Source organism: Enterobacter sp. ECC_219_Taxon_10, from assembly GCF_058354905.1.
The window spans coordinates 1764054-1784426 of the sequence record NZ_CM178005.1 but is presented as its reverse complement, the minus strand read 5'-3'; the positions used below and the strand labels follow the sequence as shown (position 1 = coordinate 1784426).

Sequence of the window (20373 nt, the reverse complement as noted above, 5' to 3'; positions counted from 1 at the left end):
CACCGCATGCTGTAAAGAGCGGCTGCACTCGTTCGCTGTAAAAATAGCCAAAACGTGTTTAATCGGTTGAACTGACAACATATCGGCGATTTTACCAGCATAAAATCCAGCCCTCTCGCTTAGTGCTTTTTGATGTACATATCTTTTGTGAAGTAGTACCCCAGCTTATCCGGCGTAAAGCCACCGACCCACGGTTTGACCAGGTGCGTACGGACGTAGTGATAAACCGGAATGGCCGGCACATCACGGCCCAACAGGTCTTCCGCCTGCTGGTAGAACTTACCCCGATCTGCCGGCGTTTTGGCTTTTGCGGCGTTGATCAAGGCTTGATCGTAGTCCGGGTTGCTGTACTGGCTGGTGTTTTCACTGTCGCCGGTACGGAAGTTGTTCAGGAAGGTCGCCGCGTCGTCATAGTCAGCAATCCAGGCGTAGCGCACCGCGTCAAAGTTGTGGGTGTGCATGGTGTCCAGCATGGTTTTCCACTCCTGGTTTTGCAGCTTCGCGTCTACGCCGAGGTTTTTCTTCCACATAGAGCTGGCTGCAATCGCGATGCGCTGGTGCGATTCAGAGGTGTTATAGAGCAGGTTGAAGCGCAGAGGATGGCTTTCGTTATACCCGGCCTCGTTGAGCAGCTTTTTCGCCTCAGCAATGCGCTTGTCCAGCGGCCAGCTGGCATAATCCGGATTCTGCAGCTTGACCCCGCCAATGTCCGGCTGGCTAATCAGCCACGCCGGGCGCTGTCCCTGCCCTAACACTTTTCCGGCAATGATGTCTTTATCCAGCGCCATATTTAGCGCCTTACGCACCCGCGCGTCGTTGAACGGCGGCCGGGTGGTGTTGAATTCGTAGTAATAGGTCGCCAACTGCGGGGAAACATCCAGTTGGCTGCCCAGGTTTTTCTTGAGCTGGGCAAACTGGTTAATCGGCACCGTGTACACAATATCAATTTCGCCCGCTTTGTAGCGGTTCACATCGGAGGCCTCCGAGGTGATGGGCAGGTAGGTCACCTTGTTGATGACGGTATGCGCGTTATCCCAGTAGCGCGGGTTACGCTCCGCCACAATGCGTTCGTTGACCACCCACTGAGACAGTTTATACGCGCCGCTGCTGACGAAATGCTCCGGTTTAGTCCACTTTTCGCCGAAACGGCCAATCAGCACTTTATCCACTGGCACCAGCGACGGGTGCGCCAGCATCGCCAGAAACGCCGCGTTGGGCTGGGTGAGCGTCACTTCCAGCGTGGTGTCGTTAATTGCTTTTACGCCCAGCGTGTCGGGGGATTTTTTCCCCTGAGCGATATCGGCCGCGTTGGCGATATGCATGTTGCCCGGATAGCTGGCATAGGGAGAAGCCGTTTTAGGGTCGATCAGACGCTGCCAGCTCCAGACCACATCCTCTGCGGTAATCGCCGTGCCGTCGCTCCAGGTGATGCCCGGACGCAAGTGGAACGTCCAGACGGTGTTGTCCTTGTTCTCCCATTTTTCTGCCAGCCGTGGTTGAATTTCCCCTGACGGGGAAACGCTCACCAGCCCTTCGAATAAATCGCTGATAATATTAAATTCGACATCGCTTTCGACTTTATGCGGGTCGAGCGAGGCCGGTTCGCTACCGTTGTTTCTGACCAGTTCCTGTTTTTCGGCCAGCGCGGTTCCTGCCGGCACATTCGCCGCCCAGGTCGCCGTGCTGGCGCACAGGATCCCTGCGGTGAGTAAAGTGAGCGTAAAGCGCGTGCGTGTTTGTGGTTTCATTTCCTTCGCCTTATTGTCTGTTTTGTGACGATCCGGAAATAACTCTTAGCGGCCTTATGGTAATAAAGCAATATTTTTCAGTAACCTATAAGAGGTTGATCTGATTAATCTCGACAAACCGTTGTTCATACTGATGAAACGTATTTCTGCAGAAGAAATAACCAGCTCCGGCGCTAACCTGCTGAGTAAAGATGGGTAAAACCACTTTGAGACTGACGCGCCGTTTCCTATTCTTTCCGTTAATTACATCTGTCATAAGAGAGTGACTCATGGATCGTATAATTACTTCCTCACGCGACCGCACATCGCTACTCAGTACCCACAAGGTGCTGCGCAACACCTACTTCATGCTTAGCCTGACGCTGGCGTTTTCGGCGATCACCGCTACCGCCAGCACCGTGCTGATGCTGCCGTCTCCGGGGCTGATTCTGACCCTGGTGGGCATGTATGGTCTGATGTTCCTGACCTACAAAACCGCTGACAAACCGGTCGGTATTCTGTCCGCGTTCGCCTTCACCGGCTTCCTGGGGTATATCCTGGGGCCGATCCTGAACGCGTACCTGTCTGCCGGCATGGGCGACGTGATTGGCATGGCGCTGGGCGGCACCGCGCTGGTGTTCTTCTGCTGCTCGGCCTACGTGCTGACTACGCGCAAGGATATGTCCTTCATCGGCGGTATGCTGATGGCGGGTATCGTGGTAGTGCTGATTGGCATGGTGGCAAACATCTTCCTGCAGCTGCCTGCCCTGCACCTGGCAATCAGCGCGGTGTTTATCCTGCTGTCATCCGGCGCGATCCTGTACGAAACCAGCAACATCATTCACGGCGGTGAGACCAACTACATTCGCGCGACCGTGAGCCTCTATGTGTCGCTGTACAATATCTTCGTCAGCCTGCTGAGCATCCTGGGCTTCGCCAGCCGGGATTAAGCTGACCTGCTGAAACAAAAAGGAGAATGCCTCAGGCATTCTCCTTTTTTTATGCCCTAGTCACCGCGGCAAATATAGGTGGGATAGAGCCGGTCCTGTATCAGCCACACGGCGGGTTCGAGCTCGGAGATCGTGAGGTAATAGCGGGCTGTCGGCCTCGCAAAGCCTCCCCACTTTTCGTCCGGGGTATTGTCATTATGCCGACGCCAGGTTTTGGTGTAGCTCAACACGATAACGTTATCATCATCCCGTCGCGACCAGGTAAAATCCACATCCCTGTCAACGATCATGCCCCGGCCTTCAGCCATGGCAGCCCCTTTGTACGTTGTAAAGCCGGTACCGTCCCGATGAAAATAGAACTGAGCCACGGTATTGACCCGGACCTCATTCGCTTTTCCCTCGTTGCGCGTAAAGTTAAATTCCGTACTGCAGGCCAGCGCATCACGCTTATACAGGCCGCCCGAATAGATAAACAGCGCCAGCGCGCCGCCGACAAGCGCACCGCCCGCGGCGAACAGAAGTTTAGTTTTCATTTTTCTGCCCCACTTTTATAGCGAATGGTTTTGCACAGGCTGGTTTTATTGACCGGGCATGCACCAATAAAGACTTCATCCGCAGCTGCAAGGTTAAAGCTGGCGCTGAAATAATAGATATTGTACGCTTCGCGCGCGCACGCCACGTTATTCGCCTCCAGCAGCGCCGCCAGTTTCGAGAGCACCAGTAGCCGGCCATGATCGTTAATAAGCCAGATGCTGCAGCCCGCTATTTTTTGCGCGACGGGCTTTGGCGTCATCGGTAGAGCAATCTTCTGCTGCTGGTTAAACAGCAGGCCTAACCCCAGTGATGATGCTAACAATACCGCCGCCGCGGCGCCCCATTTCAGAGAAATACGCTGACGTTTTGCCTCTGGCGGCACCACAACAGAGTGCGGTTGCGGTTCAGCAGGGTGAACGGTTTGCGCAGGCTGGCAAATCACATCGGCAACAAAACGGAATCCATACCGGGGTATCGTCACAATAAAATTGTGATGTTCACCGAGGGACTGGAAGCCTTTCCGTAATTCACTGACCGCTTTGTTGAGGTTATTTCCAGACGGCGTAAAGCCATACTCCTCCCAGACGCGCGTAATTAATTCTTCCCGACTCAGATCGTGCCCTTTATGACGAATAAACTCCTGCAAAAGGCGAACGGCTGGCGCCGAGAGCGTTAATACAGACTCCGGTTGACCAACAAGACTAATTGCATGTGCTTCAGGATCAAATAACAACGAATTATTGCATATAAAAAACATATTTCACTCTCAGCTATTACCGCAGGCGTTTTTATCCCTGTGACATCGGCAAGAAAATCACTTCCTGAGCAGGTTGTTTTTTCATCAACAGGAATTTTCTCCCCATCCTGGGTAGCGGCATTTTCTTTTAACTATACAACTTTAAGCCCATCAAAGCAGGATAAATCACTGTATATCAGCGGTTAACTAATACAAATTTTCACAACCTGCTGTTCTGGTTAAAGTTTCCCTGCCCTGAAGCGATACGAAAGCAGACGGTGTCCTGGTGTTAAAAACCGTACAAGAACTCAGAGCAGGCAGGTTGAATGTGAAACAGAAACAAAAAGTGAATATGACAACCGCGTTTTATGTCGCCGCGCTGTCGCTGTCATTTTTCTCAGAAATGACAATGGCCAATATGAGCGTCTATCCAATGGAACTTAACGTGGATAGCACCGGCGCAGCGCAAATAAAAGTGGCATCGAAAACGGATGATATTCAGTTCATCCGGGTCAGGCAAAAGAAAATTCTTAACCCCGGAACGGCCCAGGAAAAAGAGATTGACGTTGCTTCGTGGAAGGAAGGCGGCGTCGTGGTGACGCCCGATAAATTTGCCCTGGCGGCAGGCGCAATGCGCGTGGTGCGCCTTGTTTCACTGACGCCGCCGGAAAAAGAGACCACCTGGCGAGTCTATTTTGAAGGGGTAAAACAGCCGGACAGCATTATTCCCGGCCAGCCCGAAAGCACGGCAGCGACGGCAAGGCTAGGGGTCAATGTTATCTGGGGGGCGCTGGTACATCTGGCCCCTGCCACGGAGCGCGTTTCGCTGCATATCAATCCCGCACGGGGGACCGTCACTAATGCCGGCACCCTGCGCGTGCCGCTCAGGGAGATAGGTATTTGTCAGTCAGACGACACCTGTAAATGGATTAAAGAAGACGCCACGATTTACCCGGATACCGAGCGGAAATTAAAAACGCTTAATCAGGTAAACGGCAAGAAATACAAATTCCGCTACTTCAACTGGGTGAAAAAAACCGCTGAAGAAGCTGACTTACCCGTCGTGCAATAACACGACGTCACTGTAAGAACCCTTGTGGTTTGTTTAAAGAGCCAGGGTGCTCATTTGTAAAATATGGAGATATCAATGCGTAAATTTATTAAACCTCTGATGATCGTTGCCGCGATGACCACATCTGCCAGCGCGCTGGCGATTCAGAAAGATATTACCGTCAACGCCAGCGTTGATTCACAGCTGGATATGACCCAGGCCGATAACACGCCGCTGCCAGCCAGCATCGACATGCAGTATCTGCCGGGTCGTGGCCTGGAAAGCTACCGCCTGAACACCAAGGTATGGTCCAACTCCGCTACCAGTAACGTCAAAGTACGCCTCGTTAGCGCAGCTAAGCTCACCAACACAGATGGGGATCAGATTGTACCGATGACGGTGCTTCTCGGTGATAAAACCCTCTCCACCACCGATGCCGAATTTACCGGAACCGAACTGTTCCCGGGCAGCGTCGAAAACGGTTCTGCGGTTCTGCCTCTGACCATTTCCCAGACTACCAAAGGCATTCTGAAAACCGGCCAGTACAGCGGCGTTGTGAGCCTGATGCTGACTCAGGCGACCACCACGGAAGGCGGTGCGTAACACCACAGCACCTAAGGAATAACGTCAGAGGGCGCCCGCCCTCTGACGTCAGGATGATGTCGAGGCTCGTTCATGGCGTTTCACAGAAATACTCTCCTTTTTGTTGCTTTATTACCCGCATCTGTCCACCTCGCCTGCGCTGAGATGGCCGTCCCGGCCGGATTCGAGGACCTGGCAAAAACGCAGCGCATGTGGACAGAAGTGAGCTTATACGGCGAGTCGCTTGACCTTTTTGAAACCGATATCAATCTTGAAACGGTCAGTTTTGTCGCGCCTGAAACCGTGGTCGCGGCCATCAAACGTCAGTTTAATGACGATCCTGCCCTTATCGGCTCCGTTTCCGCGGCGCTGGCCGTTCCGCTTGCCCGTAACGGCAACCTGGCCTGCAGCAGCAACGGCTCCGCGACGGGGTGTGATTATCTCGAAACCCGCCGTGCGGCCATCATCTATGACGAAAACAATGCCCGTATAAACCTGTTTTTTGATAAGCGCTTTTTGCCAAAGCCCTCGGTGGAAAACCAGTGGTATCAGCCCACGCAGGAGACCGAGAATGCGTTGATTCATCAGCAAAATATCAATTTTGTTGCCGACAGGGATTATCAGTCCGCCACCATTCAGGGCAACGGGGCACTGGCGCTGACCCGGGACGGCTATCTTAACCTCGACTGGACCTGGCTGGGACAACGCTCGCGTCACCAGCAGCAGCAGGAAATAACCGTTAACAATGTCTGGTTCCGCCAGGATTTATGGCGTGAATATTATGCACAGATAGGCGAGATGGATACGCGCGATCTGTTCAGCAACGCCGGGGGAAATATTAACCTCAGCCAACTGCCGCTGGGCAAAATTCGTGGCCTGCGCGCGGGCTCGACCCGGGCCTGGATCAACCCGGTTCAGCAATCGAAGGGCACGCCCGTTACGGTGCTGCTTTCGCACGATGCGCGCATCGACGCGCGCCGCGGCAAGGAGCTTCTGGCCAGCTTTTACCTCAATGCCGGGGCGCAAACCCTGGATACCCGCGCGTTTCCTGATGGAAGCTATACCGTGACGCTGTCAGTTTACGAAAATAACCGTCTGACGCGTACCGAGCAGGTTCCGTTTACCCGTACGGGCATTACGCCATTCGACCGCGTCGAGTGGTTTATGCAGACAGGAGAAACGGCCAATAACGATCCTAATGACGTACGCAGCCCGGTCGCGCAGGCGGGCGTACGCCTGCCCGTAACCCCGACGCTGGCGCTGACCAGCGGCGCAACCGTCCTGAAAAGACAACATTTTCTGGAAAATGCCCTCGACTGGAGCCGCGGCTTTAACGCGGGTCCGATCGACGGGGTGTTAAGCACGCGCTTTAGCCACCTCTACGGCAGCAGGGGTCAGCGCGGCAATATTCAGCAAATCAGCTATAACGACGGGTTTTCGCTGAGCTTCTACCGCAACGCGTTATCCGCTGAAAATTGTAATACCCGCAGCGCAGGTTTTGACGCCGTCAACGGCTGTTATCGTAGCCTCTCGGTCATGTTCTCCGTGCCTGTTGGCACGTGGTACGCCAACCTGGGGTATTCGGATAACCGCAACGAAGGGCGCTACGTTACGCGCCGGGAACTGCCTGACCATGACGATCGTCACGACGCTGGCCTGCCGTGGGAGCCGGTGTATGTGACCCACTCCCGCACGCAGGCCTGGCAGGGCGGGCTGAGTAATACCTTTAGCGCGCGCGGTCTGAACATCAACAGCAGCATTAACCTGTTTATGCGCAACGACCACTCTCGCGACGGGAAAGACAAAGGCGGCTATCTGAGCGTTAGCCTCTCACTTGCGCATAAGCGTCAGGGCGATGCGTCAGGCTATACCTCGCTTGGGGCAACCTGGCAGCACCAGCAGAATCAGAAAAACCAGCTGAGCTACAACGTGGCGCATAACTGGTATGCCGACGCGCGCGGCGAGAATGAATACGGCCTGAGCGCGTCGGGGATCAACAGCGATTCGCTCAACGCCTCGGCGTATACGCGCCAGGGCGGACGTTTTGGTAACGCCAGCCTGACGGTGAGCGACGCGTGGGATCGCCAGGATCGGCGCCATACGTTAAGCAGCAGCGGCAACTACAGCTCCACCCTCGCCCTGTCGCGCTCCGGGCTGTGGCTTGGCCGCTGGGGCGACGGACGCCCGGCTTCTGCCGTTGCGGTAAACGTGGCTACGCCTGAGGACTCCCGGGATTCACGCGTCGCCGTCTCGCTGGATAACGGCGGCAGCGCGGATATCCCGGCCAACAGCCGCGCCCTTTTTGCGGTGCCTGGTTATCAGCCAACAACGCTGACGGTTAATGAGTCGCTGAACGTCTCATCAGGTGCCAGCAGTGAAATCACGCAGGGTTCCGGGAGCCGAACGCTCTTTATGGTGCCGGGCAAAATGCTTCGCCGGGACGTGCAAACCACCACCCGCTACACCTGGCTCGGCCAGCTCACTGACGAACATCATTCACCGTTCGTTGGCGGCGTGCCGCTTAACGTGAACGGCTGGAACGATCTCGGCAATGGCGGTTTCAGCGCCCAGAGCGACGCCCTGCTCCGCAACCTTTATCTGGTGCGTCAGCAGCAGTTTTATCAGTGTGAGCTGAGCGTAAAAAGCATGCGCGACGTGGTGCGTTACGTCGGGTCGATCCCGTGTCGGGAACTCACCTTCTCCGCCCTGCCGGATTCGGTCCAGCACCAGGCGCAACTGATGCTCGCCGGACGTAACGTGCCGACGGGGCCTACGGCCATGAATGCAGAGCACCTCACCAAAGGGAAATGATGTGAACAACTACCTCTTTATTTTGCTTTTTTTGACCTTGTGGAGCTGCCAGACGCTGGCGGGAGTCCCTGCCGGAAGAAACTCCAGCGTAGGGATTAGCTACGATCGCGCGGTGCCGCCTGCGCGTTTTGATATCTGGGTCCATGAACCGAGCGGTTACGACACTATCGACCCGCAAAAGTGGGGACGCAACACCTTGACCTGCGAGTCCCGCACCGACCCGACGTACGGGGCGTGTATGACAGCACCGGTCTGGTTTCCCGCGAACCCGGCCGCCCCCTACGCCATTACGCTGCGTTTTACCAACGCGTCGACAAATAAAACTGCAGATGTGAAGGTCTATGGTGAAAAACATATGTTTTTCAATAATATAACTTTCACCTTTGCCAGCTTTGTCACCGGCGGAACCGACATTCTCTCGGCCTGGAAGCGGGAGCCCTATTTTGATTTTTACATCGTTAAAGGCGAACTGGACAAGCTCGCCCAGCCGGGTATCTGGACCGCAACGCTGAAGCAGAACCTGCGCGAATGGGGAAGCGCCGAGTGCGGGGGCAACTTTAACGATGCCAACGTCGGATGCCCAGGCTACCTCACCATTGCCCGCTGGCAGGCGACGATACGTATTGAGGTGGTCGATCCGGGTAACCAGCAGATTTATCTGCCGGCGTTCCCCCACTCAACCCCGATGGTTAACCTCAATCTGACCCATTTTCCGGGGCGGCCCGGCGGCAGCGAAATCCAGGGCGAGAGCGCGCTGGATATGTGCCTGTATGACGGCAAAAACAGTGCCAGCACGCGCGTCTATCTGCGCTTTGAGGATGACGGTTTAGCGGCAACGGGCCGTACTGAGGGGGCGTTTTCCGTCAGACGACGCGGTGGAAGCCAGACCGAAGCGCGGGATCGGCTCGATTATCAGGTTACGGTGATCAACCCGGTAACGGGCGCAGCAGAAACCGCGGCGAATGGCAAAACGCTGGTCTGGCAGGGCACTAATGACCCGCAATATCTGCGTCAGGTTGTACTGCCGGGTGGACGGGAGAGCGTACTTTGTGTCCCCGCCCCCATCGTTCTGAAAACGCCCGCGTTTGCTGCCAGCAGTAAAAATGCCGGGGATTACACCGGCACGCTGCGCGTTATCTATACGCCCAGTACCTTATAAAGAGGCCATCGTGAGTTACGCCATTCTCGACAATAATCGTTTTTATGCAGAAGGGTTGCGCTATGCCCTTCTGCGTCGTAACGCTCAGACGCAGGTTGAGAGCGGTACTGTAAAGTGGTGCCGTTCGCTGCTGGCCTGCGACACCCTCGTTGTTCGCTGCCGCTTTTCCGTCTCGGGGGCGCATCTGGCGCTGGTCGACATTCTGCTGCAGCTGGAGGCCAGGCGCTGGGAAGGAACGGTGTATCTGGTGTGCAATGAAAAAGGCTGGGCGCTGGCTACCCATCTGCGAAAGCGGTTTGCCGCGCTGACCTTATATATCATTGACGACCGGATTGCCGTTGCGGATGCGGCATATCTGCTTGCCAGAGAGCCCCGCCGGGTGCGGACCCTGAATTGTTGCCTGACGGGCATGGAGTTCAACGTTCTCGACAGGCTGGTGAACGGACAATCGGTAAGGCATGTCGCGCATATGACGCAGATGAGCGAAAAACAGGTATCAACGTATAAATGCAACGCACTGAAAAAGCTTAATGCCAATAATCTGCTCCAGCTTCTTCTGTAGGTCGAGGTTTCTCACTCCGCCCCTTATTTGCTAGACTAGGGGCGGTTTTTACTTTATCGACAGAGCACTATGTTCATTTTTGCAGGCCAGGAAATTGAGACCGATAGCGAAGGCTATCTGAAAGACACGACGCTATGGAGCGAGCCGCTGGCGGAGAAAATCGCCGAAAACGAAGGCATCGCCCTCTCTCCCGAACACTGGGAAGTAGTCCGTTTCGTGCGTGAATTCTATCTCGAATTCAACACCTCTCCGGCGATCCGCATGCTGGTCAAGGCGATGGCCAACAAATTCGGCGAAGAGAAAGGCAACAGCCGCTATCTGTATCGCCTGTTCCCGAAAGGCCCGGCAAAACAGGCCACTAAAATTGCCGGCCTGCCAAAACCGGTGAAGTGCATTTAGTAGCGTATACCGAAGTTAACGTACTCCCGGCCGGGTTGATGCGGTTCCGTTAAGACTTTATCAACCCGGGCGCTGCGCGGCCCGCCCGCCTTAAGCCACGCCACCAGCCTGTCGACCTGCTCCGCTTCGCCGCAGGCGACCACCTCAACGCTGCCGTCGTCCATATTTCGCGCGTATCCCGTAAGCCCAAGCTGAACGGCCTCGCGCTGAGTGCTGTAGCGGAACCCGACGCCCTGAACGACGCCGTGAACCCAGGCAATGGTGCAGACTTTTGACATTTTTCTTCTCCTTAACGTAGCGTTTTCGGCAAACAACCATAGTGCTGCCGGAAACGGGCGGTGAAACGAGAGCTGGAAAGATACCCACATTGTAATGCGATTTCGCCAATCGGTAATCGGGTTGACTGTAGCTGCGACAAAGCAACGGCCATCCTCACCTCCTCGACAATCTGGCGAAAACTCTGCGACTCCTCGCGTAACCGCCTGCGCAGCGTCGGTACGCTTAATGCGAGACGGCTGGCGACGTCCTGCGCGGTCCAGGCTCTGGCGGGCGACAGCATAATGAACTGCCGCACCTGCTCTGTCAGGTTACTGCTCCGCTCAACAAGCAGCGGACCTGCCACGCCGTCATGCAGCAAGGCCAGCAACAAACCGAAGGCCTGATGTTTTTGCAACGCCTCCGGTAGCTCCTGACGCACGGCGTGCAGCAGGTTATCCCACATAAACGCCAGCCCTTCGCTCAGCGGAGCACAAAGCGAATGCAGCGTCGTGCGCGGCCAGGATTTCAGGTAATGCGTCTTAAACTCGGCGACGATCTCCGGGGACAACATCAGCAAATCCGAGTGAAACAGACCGTTTACAGGCTGATTGATAATCTCCATCGCCGTATTGGCCGGGATAATAATCAGCTCATCCCGGGTTGCCACCAGTCGGTTGTCGTCCTGCACAATCACCTTGCTGCCATGCGTGATATGACAAATGGCCGGAAAAAAGAGCTTAACCTGGTGCAGGCGATGCATTTTGCTGGCGGTCACTTCACCCGCCGTCAGGTGTTTATGTCGAAAATGGAACTCCTGCACCGGTTCATCCTTATCTGCTGTAGGTTGCGGTTAACTGCGCCTTTGCCAGAACGTGACTATTAAGCATAAAGCCGACCAGCGCGCCGCTGGCATTTTTGTCGACAGGCAGTTTATCCACGTCAAGCGCCCAGACGGTAATCTGATAACGGTGAGGCTTATCTCCTGCGGGCGGACATGCGCCGCCGAATCCAGAATAACCGAAATCATTACGCCCCTGCACCGCACCGGCAGGTAATTTCTCGCCATTAGGGTTTCCGGCCCCAGCGGGCAGCGTCGTTGTCTTCGCGGGAATATTGGCTACGGTCCAGTGCCACCAGCCGCTGCCGGTGGGGGCATCCGGGTCATATACCGTAACGGCAAAACTTTGCGTACCGGCGGGCGGGCTTTTCCACGCCAGTTGCGGGGACTGGTTACCGCCGTGGCAGCCGAATCCCTCGAATACCTGCGGCTGCGCTAAATGGCGCTCGCCGGAAATATCCTGACTGGTGATGCTGAAAGGCGTTGCCGCTGAAACCTGAAAACTGATTGCCGCCAGAGCGGCTAATGCGATCACACTTCGCTTTTTCATAGGTGCTCCCTCTGCTGTACCGGAAGCCCCACTGTAATGCTGGCTGCAATATCGTAATGTGCTTAAGCGATTTGATTTTGTGCCGAAACGCTCAACGGCATCCGCAGATGATTGCGCCTGGCTGAATGTGCTACTCTACGCGCCATCTCCCTGAAATCGACAGAACAGCAAATAATGGATTTGCCAACAAGCTGGCAGATGGTTGAAATGTACGGTAACGACGTTACCAGCGGCATTCTTCGGGCCGTCAATGCTATGATGATCGATATCCTTGCGACAATGGCACGACAAGATTATGAAACCCGCCGTAAACGCCAGGCACAGGGGATCGAAAGAGCAAAACAGGCAGGCTTGTATACGGGAAAAGAAAAAGATATGGAAGCCCGTGATACAGTGCGTGAAATGCTGGCGCAGAATGTTAAACCAGCCCACATCATGAAAGCTGCAGGTATCAGCCGTGCAACGTTCTACCGCATTAAGAAGGAGTTAGTAAGCTAATTATATTTGAATTAGATCGGAAGAATGCTCTCGGATATGACCGCCCGCCCTGAGCAAGGTGCAGATATTGCATACTTTCTTTTGGTCATGCGAGTGTAAATATCCCGCTGAATATAGCATATTCCATAGTCAGGTCTCCTTAACCACATTATCATCATTGGCTTCATAAACTATATAATCGTTATTACCTGTGTACTGGCATTTTTGTTCTTCCAAATATCCATCTGCGAGATACAGAACCCGGTCGGCAGAGGCAATGGTTTCCGGGCGATGGGCAACCAGCAGGACAGGTAGCCCCAACTGGCGTAGTGTCTGGCTTATCTGTATTTCACTCTCAACATCAAGGTGGCTGGTCGCTTCGTCCAGTAACAAAAACCCCGGTTGTTTGTACAACGCTCTTGCCAGCAAAATACGTTGCTTTTGCCCTCCGGAGAGTACACCACCGGTTTCACCGATTAATGTCTGATATCCCATCGGCATTGCCATGATATCAGTGTCAATTAGCGCCAGACGGGCACACTGGATCATTCTTTCCTGATTGCGGTCTTCGCTGAAGAAAATGATGTTATCTGCAATGGATCCTCTGAAAAGGTGATCATCCTGCAATACGGTACCAATCCGCCGTCGTACCTGAAAATAATCGGGGTGCGTTTGCGGTATGCCAAATGTTCTGATTGTCCCTTCATCAGGAATATGAATTCCCAAGATAAGTTTTACCAGCGTCGATTTTCCGCACCCAGATTTACCCGTAATGGCCACTACTTCACCTGGCTGAAGCACCAGTGAAATTCCGCGAAGTATCGGTTTGTTCCCGCCCTTGTGGCTGAATACGATGTGCTCGATAGATAACGGGGGATGAGCTTTCGGAGTCCCACTGACTACGGAGGTAATGACAGAAGTACTGACATCTTCATGAACGGACCGTTGCTGATGCCCTTCTGTTTGGGTTAGCACAATGTCAGCCAGACGCTCATTATAAACATCAAGCATTCGCCAGGAAAAAAACTTGTCAGTAAGGCTGCTAATACTCGAAGAAAAACGCATCTGATAAGACAAATAGGCAACCAACATACCGACAGTAAAAGTGCCATTCATCACCTCGCCAGCACCCTTCCACAAAATAACCGCCGATACCACACTGCCGGTCAAGGTGTGCGCAATGTCATAGCACATCAGCAGACGACTCTGGCGCAACTGCGTATTTCTCCGGGTGACGTTGAGATTCAGCCAGGCGGCTTCCCGAAATGCAGTCACACCGTTTATTCTCAGGCTTAGGATCCCGTTAAGGGTTTCAAGAAAATATCCTGATTCCCTGGCACCAGCATCCCAAGCGTCTTCTGCAGACTGTCGAAGAGACGGATACCAGAGCACTCTCAGCACGCCGTAGATGACGGCTGCCAGTACCGCTATCAGCGTCATTTCAGGACTGTATAACAACATCATACAGAGTGCAGTCACCACAAGCAGCACATCCAGAATGCCTTCAAGTACCTGCGTGGTCAGCGCCTGCTGGATGGTATCTACCGCATCAAAACGCGCGTTAATACTCCCCTTACTGCGTGCATCGTACCAGGAGAGAGGGAGACGGACCAGATGATGGAACACCCGGGCAGTCCACTGCATATTAAAATTAACAGACAGGGTGAGACTGGCCCACTGACGGGCCAGCGACAGCAGCATCTGGGTAAGTGACAGCAACAACAGGGCGATGATAATAACGGTCAACAGGCTTCGATCGGCGGCAACCAGGACCTCATCAATCACCAACTGGTTGAGAAGAGGACTTCCTAATGTCAGTATCTCCAGTGCCAGGGCAAAAACGATGATGCGTGACATTGCCGGCAGCAGGCCGGGTGTTTTTCCTGTCAGCTGGCGCAGACGAATTTTCTTTCTTTCATCCCTGGCGGTGAAATCGCTGGCTGGCATCAGCTCCAGCGCGACGCCGGTGAAGTGCTTCCCTGCGTCCGTCAGGGAAATTGTCACCTTCCCCTTATCGGGATCATGTATAACCAGCCTGCTACCGCGAACCTTATGAAGTACAACGAAATGATTCATGTTCCAGTGGAGAATACAGGGTAAAGAAAGAGACTTCAGGTCTTCCGGCTCCAGCCTGACGGCGCGGGAAGACAAATGGATACCGGCTGCACATTCAATCAGTCTCTGCAGGGTCATTCCCTGAGTACTGATACTGAAGCGTTCACGGAGCGTGGGTAGATCCGTCTGCAGACCGTGCCAGCTGGCCATCATTGCCAGACACGCCAGGCCACACTCCGCTGACTCTGTCTGGCGGATGAGGGGAAGCCGTCTTTTCCCTGTCCAGTTCAGTGATCCCATTACAGTTTTCCTTTCAGGCTCCAGAGCGGTTCTGTAAGCCACTCCCACAAATGACGCGTATCCAAACTGACGTCCCCCTCAAGGGTCATACCGGGTCGAAGAGGTTCTTTTTTTCCATAAGCCAGAATAAAAGTATTCTCAGGTTCGACAATGACACGGTAGTGCCCTTCATTCTCCTTCCAGGTGACAGGGGATACGGAGATTAAATCTGACGGCGTCAGCGTTGTACGGCTTATCTCTCGAATAGTCCCGTACTGAACACCAAACTTCTGATAGGGGAAAGCGGCGAATCGGAGGGCAACACGTTGCCCCGGTTGGACGAAGCCAGCGTTCTGACTGGTGGCATAGAGTTCTATCTGCAGACGAGCATTGTCGGGGACAAGCGTCATGACAGGTTCAGATGCCCTGACCGACTGTCCCTGTCTGATCAGAACGGCGGCAACGGTTCCGGATACTGGAGCGTTCAGCGTAAAATGCTCCTGTCCGGCCAGTTCATCCTGCTGTTGTCTTATACCCTGCAACTGCCTGTCCAGTTCAGCTTTCCGGCTTTCGCCCTGTACGATGAGATGGGTAAGATCATCTTCAGCAGACTCCATTGCTGTGTGTAGTTGCAGAAGCCCCTGACGTTGATCCTCAACGTTTTGCTGTGCCGTGGAGACGTCAATCTGTTTCTGCTGGTATTCGATATCAGAAACGTAATGCGTGCCGGCAAGTTTTTTATAGCGTTCCATGACGGACACAGCCAGCGCAACCTGATGCTCGGCAAGCGACAAACGCTGCTCTGCACTGTTAATCTGAGGTTTCAGGGAGACAATTCGCTGTTGTATGGCTTGCTGCTGCTGACTGTTGTCACGCAATTCCAGAGCCTGTTGAGAAGACAGCATGGCATATTGAGTTCTCAAGGATATGCTCATGGCAGCCAGCGTACCTGTGCCCTGTTCGTTATAATGCTCGCCGCTGATATGGTAAACGGACTCACCTGCAATGACGTGCTGACCTTCTGAAACAGTCTGTCCCGTGACGTACCCTGCATATTGAGGTGTTATTTTCACCAGTCCGGATGAAGGCATAACGATGCCTGTAAGATGTGCCTTGCGAGTATAGCTACCAAAATAAACGAATAATGCGACGCTCAGAACCAAGAATATTGTAGTAACGGCGCATACTGACATGCCGAATGAAGCGGGTAAGACAATATCTCCGTACCCGGTATCATTATGATGATTTAATGCTTCCTCCCTGAATATACTCATAGTTATAAAACGTTCTGAATATTTAACAATATAACAAACCCATTCATGCCTGAGTGTATCAATATAGGATAGAAAAGAGATTTGCTTTTTATTTTAACCGCGAACAATAACATCGAAACAAAAAACAGAATGATCTGATCCAGCATATCATAATACTGTCCATGCATTAGACAAAAAAACAAAGATGTTATTACACACGGAATAACCAGATTCTTCCGGTAAATTGAGCATGCAACTTCGAAGGCACATCCTCTGTAGATAATTTCCTCATAATAGGGTACTACTATTGTCATCACTAAAACTGTGATCCAGTTTATCTGTGATGGTTCGTAATGGTATAAATAGTCTCTGTAGCAATAAACAGCAAGTTGTATAAAAATAATTATAAGAAATGACGCAGCTGAAAATTTTACTGAGGCTGGGCTTGCACTTACTTTTATTCGACACCCAGGGATATTTTTCAGGCAAAACAAATAAACGAAAGTAGAAATTAGAATCTCTGTAATGAAAACAATAGTAAAAGCTGTGTCCAGCCCGACATAACGCAGCGTAAAGGCTGGGGATAGAGTTACAATGGTTGATATAATAACCACTACAAGAAAAACGATAGTGCTTTGTTTACTATATATAAACTGGCTCGTACGCTCATTCATTACAAGGGCGTCACTTTATGAAAGTTTTTATTTTTGCTAAAATCATATCAGTAAATTTAGCAGTGGAAAACAAGGTGATCAATGTAATTATTATCTTTGAAAACTCCTCAGGAAAGGAAAACCAAGATAGGTCAATAATGGAGGAGCCACTTAATAGCGCAAAACCCAGTAATAAACTTAAGATAAAAGACATTATTTTAATAACCATTGTAGCATCCTCCGTTGATACTTACTTATCGGCTACAGGTACCACCAAAGTTACCTCCTGAACAATTACTGGAACCAGCTTTGTTTCCCCCTCCGTTACCATTTCCACCACCGGAGAGACACTGGCCAACAACTGCTCCACCAATAGTTCCTCTGGCCATTCCAACAAGGCCACCTTTGATTGCACCACCTACCATCCCACTGAAGACAGCATCACCACATTTAGCTGTGCTTGGGTCACTGTAAATATGTGTCGGTGCATTCCGTCCCAGAGTGTTACGTGCTCCAGTTTGAGATTGTTTGTTGTAGTTGTGTTCATGGTCGCCAGAGTTTCCACCACCACTGACCAGTTCTATTTCACTTAAAGTTAATTCTCTGATATTTGACATAAAAATCCCTCTTTTCCATTTTAACATAAAGTGCTATTTCACTATCACACGACAGAAATGTATGGATAAAGTGAATTTATGTAAATAAATGTAAATGCAGCTGACCTACTCCCCGTTGATTAATATACCCCGATGTTAGTTATTTCTTCATAAGCCACATGAGGACATCCCCATGAAGAAGCGTGTTTCCGACGATCAGATCATCAGTATTCTTCGCGAAGCGGAAGCCGGAGTTTCTGCCCGTGAGCTCTGCCGTAAGCACGCCCTTTCCGACGCCACTTTCTACACCTGGCGCAAAAAGTTTGGTGGCATGGAAGTTCCTGAGGTGAAGCGGCTCAAATCTCTTGAAGAGGAGAACGCCCGCCTCAGGAAGCTACTTGCCGAAGCCATGCTGGATAAGGAGGCACTTCAGGTGGCTCTGGGGCGAAAGTACTGACGACAGGCCAGAAGCGGGAAGTCGTTGAGTTTATGTGTGATGCGACCGGTCTGTCGCAACGTCGTGCCTGCAGGCTTACAGGTTTGTCCCTTTCGACCTGCCGCTATGAGGCTCAGCGTCCGGCAGCTGATGCGCATTTATCAGGGCGCATCACTGAGCTGGCACTGGAGCGCAGGCGTTTTGGCTACCGCCGAATCTGGCAGCGGTTGCGTCGGGAGGGCCTTCACGTCAATTACAAGCGGGTATACCGTATTTACCACCTTAATGGACTGAGCGTAAAAGGCAGACGACGCCGTAAAGGGCTGGCAACCAAACGGTTTTCGCTTCTGCGCCCGGATGCGCCGAACCTAACTTGGTCGATGGATTTCGTTATGGACGCACTGGCCAACGGTCAGAGGATCAAGTGCCTGACCTGTGTAGATGATTTCACGAAGGAGTGTCTGACGATCACCGCTGCTTTCGGTATTTCAGGCGTTCAGGTCACGCGTATTCTTGACAGCATCGCGCTGTTTAGGGGCTATCCGGCTACAATAAGAGAACCGATCAGGGCCCGGAATTTACCTGCCGCGCGCTCGATCAATAGGCCTTTGAGCATGGTGTGGAACTACGGCTTATCCAGCCAGGTAAGCCAACGCAGAACGGATTTATTGAGAGTTTTAACGGACGCTTTCGCGATGAGTGTCTGAATGAACACGGGTTCAGCGATGTTCTTCATGCCCGGAAAACGATTAATGACTGGCGGCAGGATTATAACGAGTGCCGTCCCCATTCATCGCTGGATTACCAGACACCAGCTGAATTCGCAACGGACTGGCGAAACAGGAAATATGAAGAAAAACCAACCGACATTACTAACTGAAGGTTGTATCTAAACCTGGGGGCAGATCAGTTGTGCTTTCAGAATTGTATTGCGACTTATCCGATCTAAACTTTCGACTGTAAGCCATGAATCGTTAGCGACTTCCCCCTCTTTAACTGCCTCGATAAATGCGCCTAAACTGCCCTTTTCAAGATGCTTAGATTTAAACGCAGACAATCCGGCATCGATGATTTCAATAAGCTCTAAACCGTTTTCATGTGCTACTCTACGCGCCGTTTCCAACTGTCGTTGCAATGATGAACCTTTTGCCTGTTTATCACTTGACCAACGTATATAACTATACAGTTTGCGTTTTTCCATGGGAGTACCTAATGAATACATCAGAAGAAAGCCAAAAAACAGATTTTACAAGGTTTTCCCGTTTAGTGTTAACCAAAGGGCGCGAGAAATCATTACTGCGCCGTCATCCCTGGGTCTTTTCCGGCGCGGTTGCCCGTATGGAAGGCAAAGCCAGCCTCGGTGAAACCATTGATATCGTTGACCACCAGGGGAAATGGTTAGCGCGAGGCGCCTACTCGCCAGCGTCCCAGATCCGTGCTCGCGTCTGGACCTTTGATAAAGATGAAACCATCGATATCGATTTCTTCGTCCGCCGTCTTCAGCAGGCGCAGCAGTGGCGCGACTGGCTGGCAAAGCGCGACGGTCTGGACAGCTACCGCCTGATTGCCGGTGAATCCGACGGCCTGCCGGGCGTCACCATTGACCGCTTCGGTAACTTCCTCGTGCTGCAGCTCCTGAGCGCAGGGGCGGAATACCAGCGTGCCGCGCTGATTAGCGCGCTGCAAACCCTGTTCCCTGAATGCGCTATCTACGACCGCAGCGATGTGGCGGTGCGCAAAAAAGAGGGTATGGAGCTGACTCAGGGGCCGGTCACGGGTGAACTGCCGCCTGCCCTGCTGCCAATTGAAGAGCACGGCATGAAGCTGCTGGTGGATATTCAGGGCGGGCACAAAACGGGTTACTACCTTGACCAGCGCGACAGCCGTCTGGCTACGCGTCAGTATGTTGCCGACAAACGCGTGCTGAACTGCTTCTCCTACACCGGCGGTTTTGCCGTTTCGGCGCTGATGGGAGGCTGTGCTCAGGTGGTCAGCGTGGACACCTCGCAGGAAGCGCTGGACGTGGCAAAACAGAACGTCGAGCTAAACAAGCTGGACTTGAGCAAAGCGGAGTTTGTCCGCGATGATGTGTTCAAGCTGCTGCGTAAATATCGCGATCAGGGCGAGAAGTTCGACGTCATCGTGATGGATCCGCCAAAGTTTGTGGAAAACAAAAGCCAGCTGATGGGCGCGTGCCGCGGGTATAAAGATATCAACATGCTGGCTATCCAGCTGCTGAATCCGGGCGGGGTTCTGCTCACCTTCTCCTGCTCCGGCCTGATGACCACCGATTTATTCCAAAAAATCATCGCCGATGCCGCAATAGATGCCGGGCGTGATGTACAATTTATAGAGCAGTTCCGTCAGGCAGCCGATCACCCCGTGATTGCTACCTACCCGGAAGGACTGTATCTGAAAGGGTTTGCCTGTCGCGTCATGTAACTTGAAAAGAGAAATATTGCCCACA

The 20373-nt window shown here is 52.8% G+C and carries 19 protein-coding genes and 2 pseudogenes; 10 read left to right on the top strand and 11 right to left on the bottom strand.

All coding sequences use genetic code 11. The features are described from left to right. Positions 1-119: 119 nt before the first annotated feature. Positions 120-1748 carry an ABC transporter substrate-binding protein gene (locus AC4ICF_RS08420; RefSeq protein ID WP_316380074.1) on the bottom strand — a complete coding sequence of 543 codons (1629 nt, stop codon included), beginning with the start codon at positions 1746-1748 and terminating at the stop codon, positions 120-122. Positions 1749-2017: 269 nt separating this feature from the next. Here AC4ICF_RS08420 and yccA point away from each other — a divergent pair, with 269 nt between their 5' ends. Then, the gene (gene yccA / locus AC4ICF_RS08415) at positions 2018-2677 is read left to right on the top strand and encodes an FtsH protease modulator YccA (RefSeq protein WP_316380073.1); all 660 of its coding nucleotides are present in this window, start codon (positions 2018-2020) and stop codon (positions 2675-2677) included. 56 nt (positions 2678-2733) lie between these two features. Here the strand turns inward: yccA and AC4ICF_RS08410 are convergent, their stop codons facing one another. Together AC4ICF_RS08410 and AC4ICF_RS08405 are read right to left on the bottom strand one after the other, a co-directional pair. Continuing rightward, positions 2734-3210 (bottom strand): hypothetical protein, encoded by a 477-nt coding sequence (locus AC4ICF_RS08410; RefSeq protein WP_316380072.1) that lies wholly within the window; start codon positions 3208-3210, stop codon positions 2734-2736. Then, on the bottom strand, positions 3207-3968 hold the full coding sequence (locus AC4ICF_RS08405) for a winged helix-turn-helix domain-containing protein (protein WP_439209902.1): 762 nt from the start codon (positions 3966-3968) through the stop codon (positions 3207-3209). The genes AC4ICF_RS08410 and AC4ICF_RS08405 overlap by 4 nt, the downstream gene beginning before the upstream one ends. 307 nt (positions 3969-4275) lie before the next feature. On the opposite strand from AC4ICF_RS08405, the gene AC4ICF_RS08400 reads away from it, so the two are divergent. The 6 genes from AC4ICF_RS08400 (at position 4276) to tusE (ending at position 10511) form a co-directional block, all read left to right on the top strand. Next, complete coding sequence (locus AC4ICF_RS08400; protein ID WP_491466205.1) at positions 4276-5019, top strand: fimbria/pilus periplasmic chaperone; 744 nt, start codon at positions 4276-4278, stop codon at positions 5017-5019. A 75-nt stretch (positions 5020-5094) separates the two neighbouring features. Continuing rightward, complete coding sequence (locus AC4ICF_RS08395; RefSeq protein WP_116340867.1) at positions 5095-5601, top strand: CS1 type fimbrial major subunit; 507 nt, start codon at positions 5095-5097, stop codon at positions 5599-5601. A gap of 72 nt (positions 5602-5673) precedes the next feature. Continuing rightward, positions 5674-8391: a TcfC E-set like domain-containing protein gene (locus AC4ICF_RS08390; protein WP_491466204.1), complete on the top strand. Its 2718-nt coding sequence runs from the start codon at positions 5674-5676 to the stop codon at positions 8389-8391. A 1-nt stretch (position 8392) separates the two neighbouring features. After that, a complete protein-coding gene (locus AC4ICF_RS08385) occupies positions 8393-9550 on the top strand; it encodes a CblD like pilus biogenesis initiator family protein (protein WP_316380068.1) in 1158 nt (385 codons plus the stop codon). Between the two features lie 10 nt (positions 9551-9560). Beyond that, entirely contained in the window at positions 9561-10112 is a 552-nt protein-coding gene (locus AC4ICF_RS08380; protein ID WP_151412842.1) for a LuxR C-terminal-related transcriptional regulator, read from the top strand. 69 nt (positions 10113-10181) lie between these two features. Next, a complete protein-coding gene (gene tusE, locus AC4ICF_RS08375; RefSeq protein WP_028012611.1) occupies positions 10182-10511 on the top strand; it encodes a sulfurtransferase TusE in 330 nt (109 codons plus the stop codon). On the opposite strand, the gene yccX is transcribed toward tusE, so the two are convergent. Genes yccX through AC4ICF_RS08360 form a run of 3 tightly spaced genes read right to left on the bottom strand, consistent with a single transcriptional unit; the run spans position 10508 to position 12157 of the window. Further along, positions 10508-10789 (bottom strand): acylphosphatase, encoded by a 282-nt coding sequence (gene yccX, locus AC4ICF_RS08370; RefSeq protein WP_116340875.1) that lies wholly within the window; start codon positions 10787-10789, stop codon positions 10508-10510. The genes tusE and yccX overlap by 4 nt on opposite strands. A gap of 11 nt (positions 10790-10800) precedes the next feature. Next, positions 10801-11589 carry a helix-turn-helix transcriptional regulator gene (locus AC4ICF_RS08365; protein WP_302220843.1) on the bottom strand — a complete coding sequence of 263 codons (789 nt, stop codon included), beginning with the start codon at positions 11587-11589 and terminating at the stop codon, positions 10801-10803. Between the two features lie 10 nt (positions 11590-11599). Next, on the bottom strand, positions 11600-12157 hold the full coding sequence (locus AC4ICF_RS08360) for a kinase inhibitor (RefSeq protein WP_316380067.1): 558 nt from the start codon (positions 12155-12157) through the stop codon (positions 11600-11602). A gap of 174 nt (positions 12158-12331) precedes the next feature. Here AC4ICF_RS08360 and AC4ICF_RS08355 point away from each other — a divergent pair. After that, positions 12332-12655 (top strand): annotated as a pseudogene (locus AC4ICF_RS08355) (recombinase family protein); the annotation flags it as partial. Positions 12656-12784: 129 nt separating this feature from the next. Here AC4ICF_RS08355 and AC4ICF_RS08350 read toward each other — a convergent pair. The 4 genes from AC4ICF_RS08350 to AC4ICF_RS08335 all read right to left on the bottom strand — a co-directional run bounded on the left by AC4ICF_RS08350 (position 12785) and on the right by AC4ICF_RS08335 (position 17518). After that, on the bottom strand, positions 12785-14989 hold the full coding sequence (locus tag AC4ICF_RS08350; RefSeq protein ID WP_316380066.1) for a peptidase domain-containing ABC transporter: 2205 nt from the start codon (positions 14987-14989) through the stop codon (positions 12785-12787). Then, positions 14989-16242, bottom strand: a complete 1254-nt coding sequence (locus tag AC4ICF_RS08345; RefSeq protein WP_439209905.1) for an HlyD family secretion protein — start codon at positions 16240-16242, stop codon at positions 14989-14991. The genes AC4ICF_RS08350 and AC4ICF_RS08345 overlap by 1 nt, the downstream gene beginning before the upstream one ends. Before the next feature lie 2 nt (positions 16243-16244). Further along, positions 16245-16895, bottom strand: coding sequence for a CPBP family intramembrane glutamic endopeptidase (locus AC4ICF_RS08340; RefSeq protein ID WP_316380064.1), 651 nt, complete (start codon positions 16893-16895; stop codon positions 16245-16247). 233 nt (positions 16896-17128) lie between these two features. After that, a complete protein-coding gene (locus AC4ICF_RS08335) occupies positions 17129-17518 on the bottom strand; it encodes a hypothetical protein (RefSeq protein WP_240326285.1) in 390 nt (129 codons plus the stop codon). Positions 17519-17663: 145 nt separating this feature from the next. Between AC4ICF_RS08335 and AC4ICF_RS08330 the strand changes: the two are divergent. Then, positions 17664-18786: pseudogene (locus AC4ICF_RS08330) on the top strand (IS3 family transposase). Positions 18787-18795: 9 nt separating this feature from the next. On the opposite strand, the gene AC4ICF_RS08325 reads toward AC4ICF_RS08330, so the two are convergent. Beyond that, positions 18796-19107 carry a recombinase family protein gene (locus AC4ICF_RS08325; protein ID WP_316380063.1) on the bottom strand — a complete coding sequence of 104 codons (312 nt, stop codon included), beginning with the start codon at positions 19105-19107 and terminating at the stop codon, positions 18796-18798. 11 nt (positions 19108-19118) lie between these two features. On the opposite strand from AC4ICF_RS08325, the gene rlmI reads away from it, so the two are divergent. Further along, positions 19119-20348: a 23S rRNA (cytosine(1962)-C(5))-methyltransferase RlmI gene (gene rlmI / locus AC4ICF_RS08320; RefSeq protein ID WP_116340890.1), complete on the top strand. Its 1230-nt coding sequence runs from the start codon at positions 19119-19121 to the stop codon at positions 20346-20348. The last annotated feature ends 25 nt before the right edge of the window (positions 20349-20373 follow it).

What these genes read in the sequence shown, in the direction of transcription:
- AC4ICF_RS08340 (WP_316380064.1), bottom strand. Translation starts at nt 16,895, where the DNA reads ATGAATGAGCGTACGAGCCAGTTTATATATAGTAAACAAAGCACTATC.
- AC4ICF_RS08390 (WP_491466204.1), top strand. Translation starts at nt 5,674, where the DNA reads ATGGCGTTTCACAGAAATACTCTCCTTTTTGTTGCTTTATTACCCGCA.
- AC4ICF_RS08395 (WP_116340867.1), top strand. Translation starts at nt 5,095, where the DNA reads ATGCGTAAATTTATTAAACCTCTGATGATCGTTGCCGCGATGACCACA.
- yccA (WP_316380073.1), top strand. Translation starts at nt 2,018, where the DNA reads ATGGATCGTATAATTACTTCCTCACGCGACCGCACATCGCTACTCAGT.
- yccX (WP_116340875.1), bottom strand. Translation starts at nt 10,789, where the DNA reads ATGTCAAAAGTCTGCACCATTGCCTGGGTTCACGGCGTCGTTCAGGGC.
- AC4ICF_RS08360 (WP_316380067.1), bottom strand. Translation starts at nt 12,157, where the DNA reads ATGAAAAAGCGAAGTGTGATCGCATTAGCCGCTCTGGCGGCAATCAGT.
- AC4ICF_RS08325 (WP_316380063.1), bottom strand. Translation starts at nt 19,107, where the DNA reads ATGGAAAAACGCAAACTGTATAGTTATATACGTTGGTCAAGTGATAAA.
- AC4ICF_RS08420 (WP_316380074.1), bottom strand. Translation starts at nt 1,748, where the DNA reads ATGAAACCACAAACACGCACGCGCTTTACGCTCACTTTACTCACCGCA.
- AC4ICF_RS08335 (WP_240326285.1), bottom strand. Translation starts at nt 17,518, where the DNA reads ATGTTAAAATGGAAAAGAGGGATTTTTATGTCAAATATCAGAGAATTA.
- AC4ICF_RS08345 (WP_439209905.1), bottom strand. Translation starts at nt 16,242, where the DNA reads ATGAGTATATTCAGGGAGGAAGCATTAAATCATCATAATGATACCGGG.
- AC4ICF_RS08410 (WP_316380072.1), bottom strand. Translation starts at nt 3,210, where the DNA reads ATGAAAACTAAACTTCTGTTCGCCGCGGGCGGTGCGCTTGTCGGCGGC.
- AC4ICF_RS08350 (WP_316380066.1), bottom strand. Translation starts at nt 14,989, where the DNA reads ATGGGATCACTGAACTGGACAGGGAAAAGACGGCTTCCCCTCATCCGC.
- AC4ICF_RS08405 (WP_439209902.1), bottom strand. Translation starts at nt 3,968, where the DNA reads ATGTTTTTTATATGCAATAATTCGTTGTTATTTGATCCTGAAGCACAT.
- rlmI (WP_116340890.1), top strand. Translation starts at nt 19,119, where the DNA reads ATGAATACATCAGAAGAAAGCCAAAAAACAGATTTTACAAGGTTTTCC.
- tusE (WP_028012611.1), top strand. Translation starts at nt 10,182, where the DNA reads ATGTTCATTTTTGCAGGCCAGGAAATTGAGACCGATAGCGAAGGCTAT.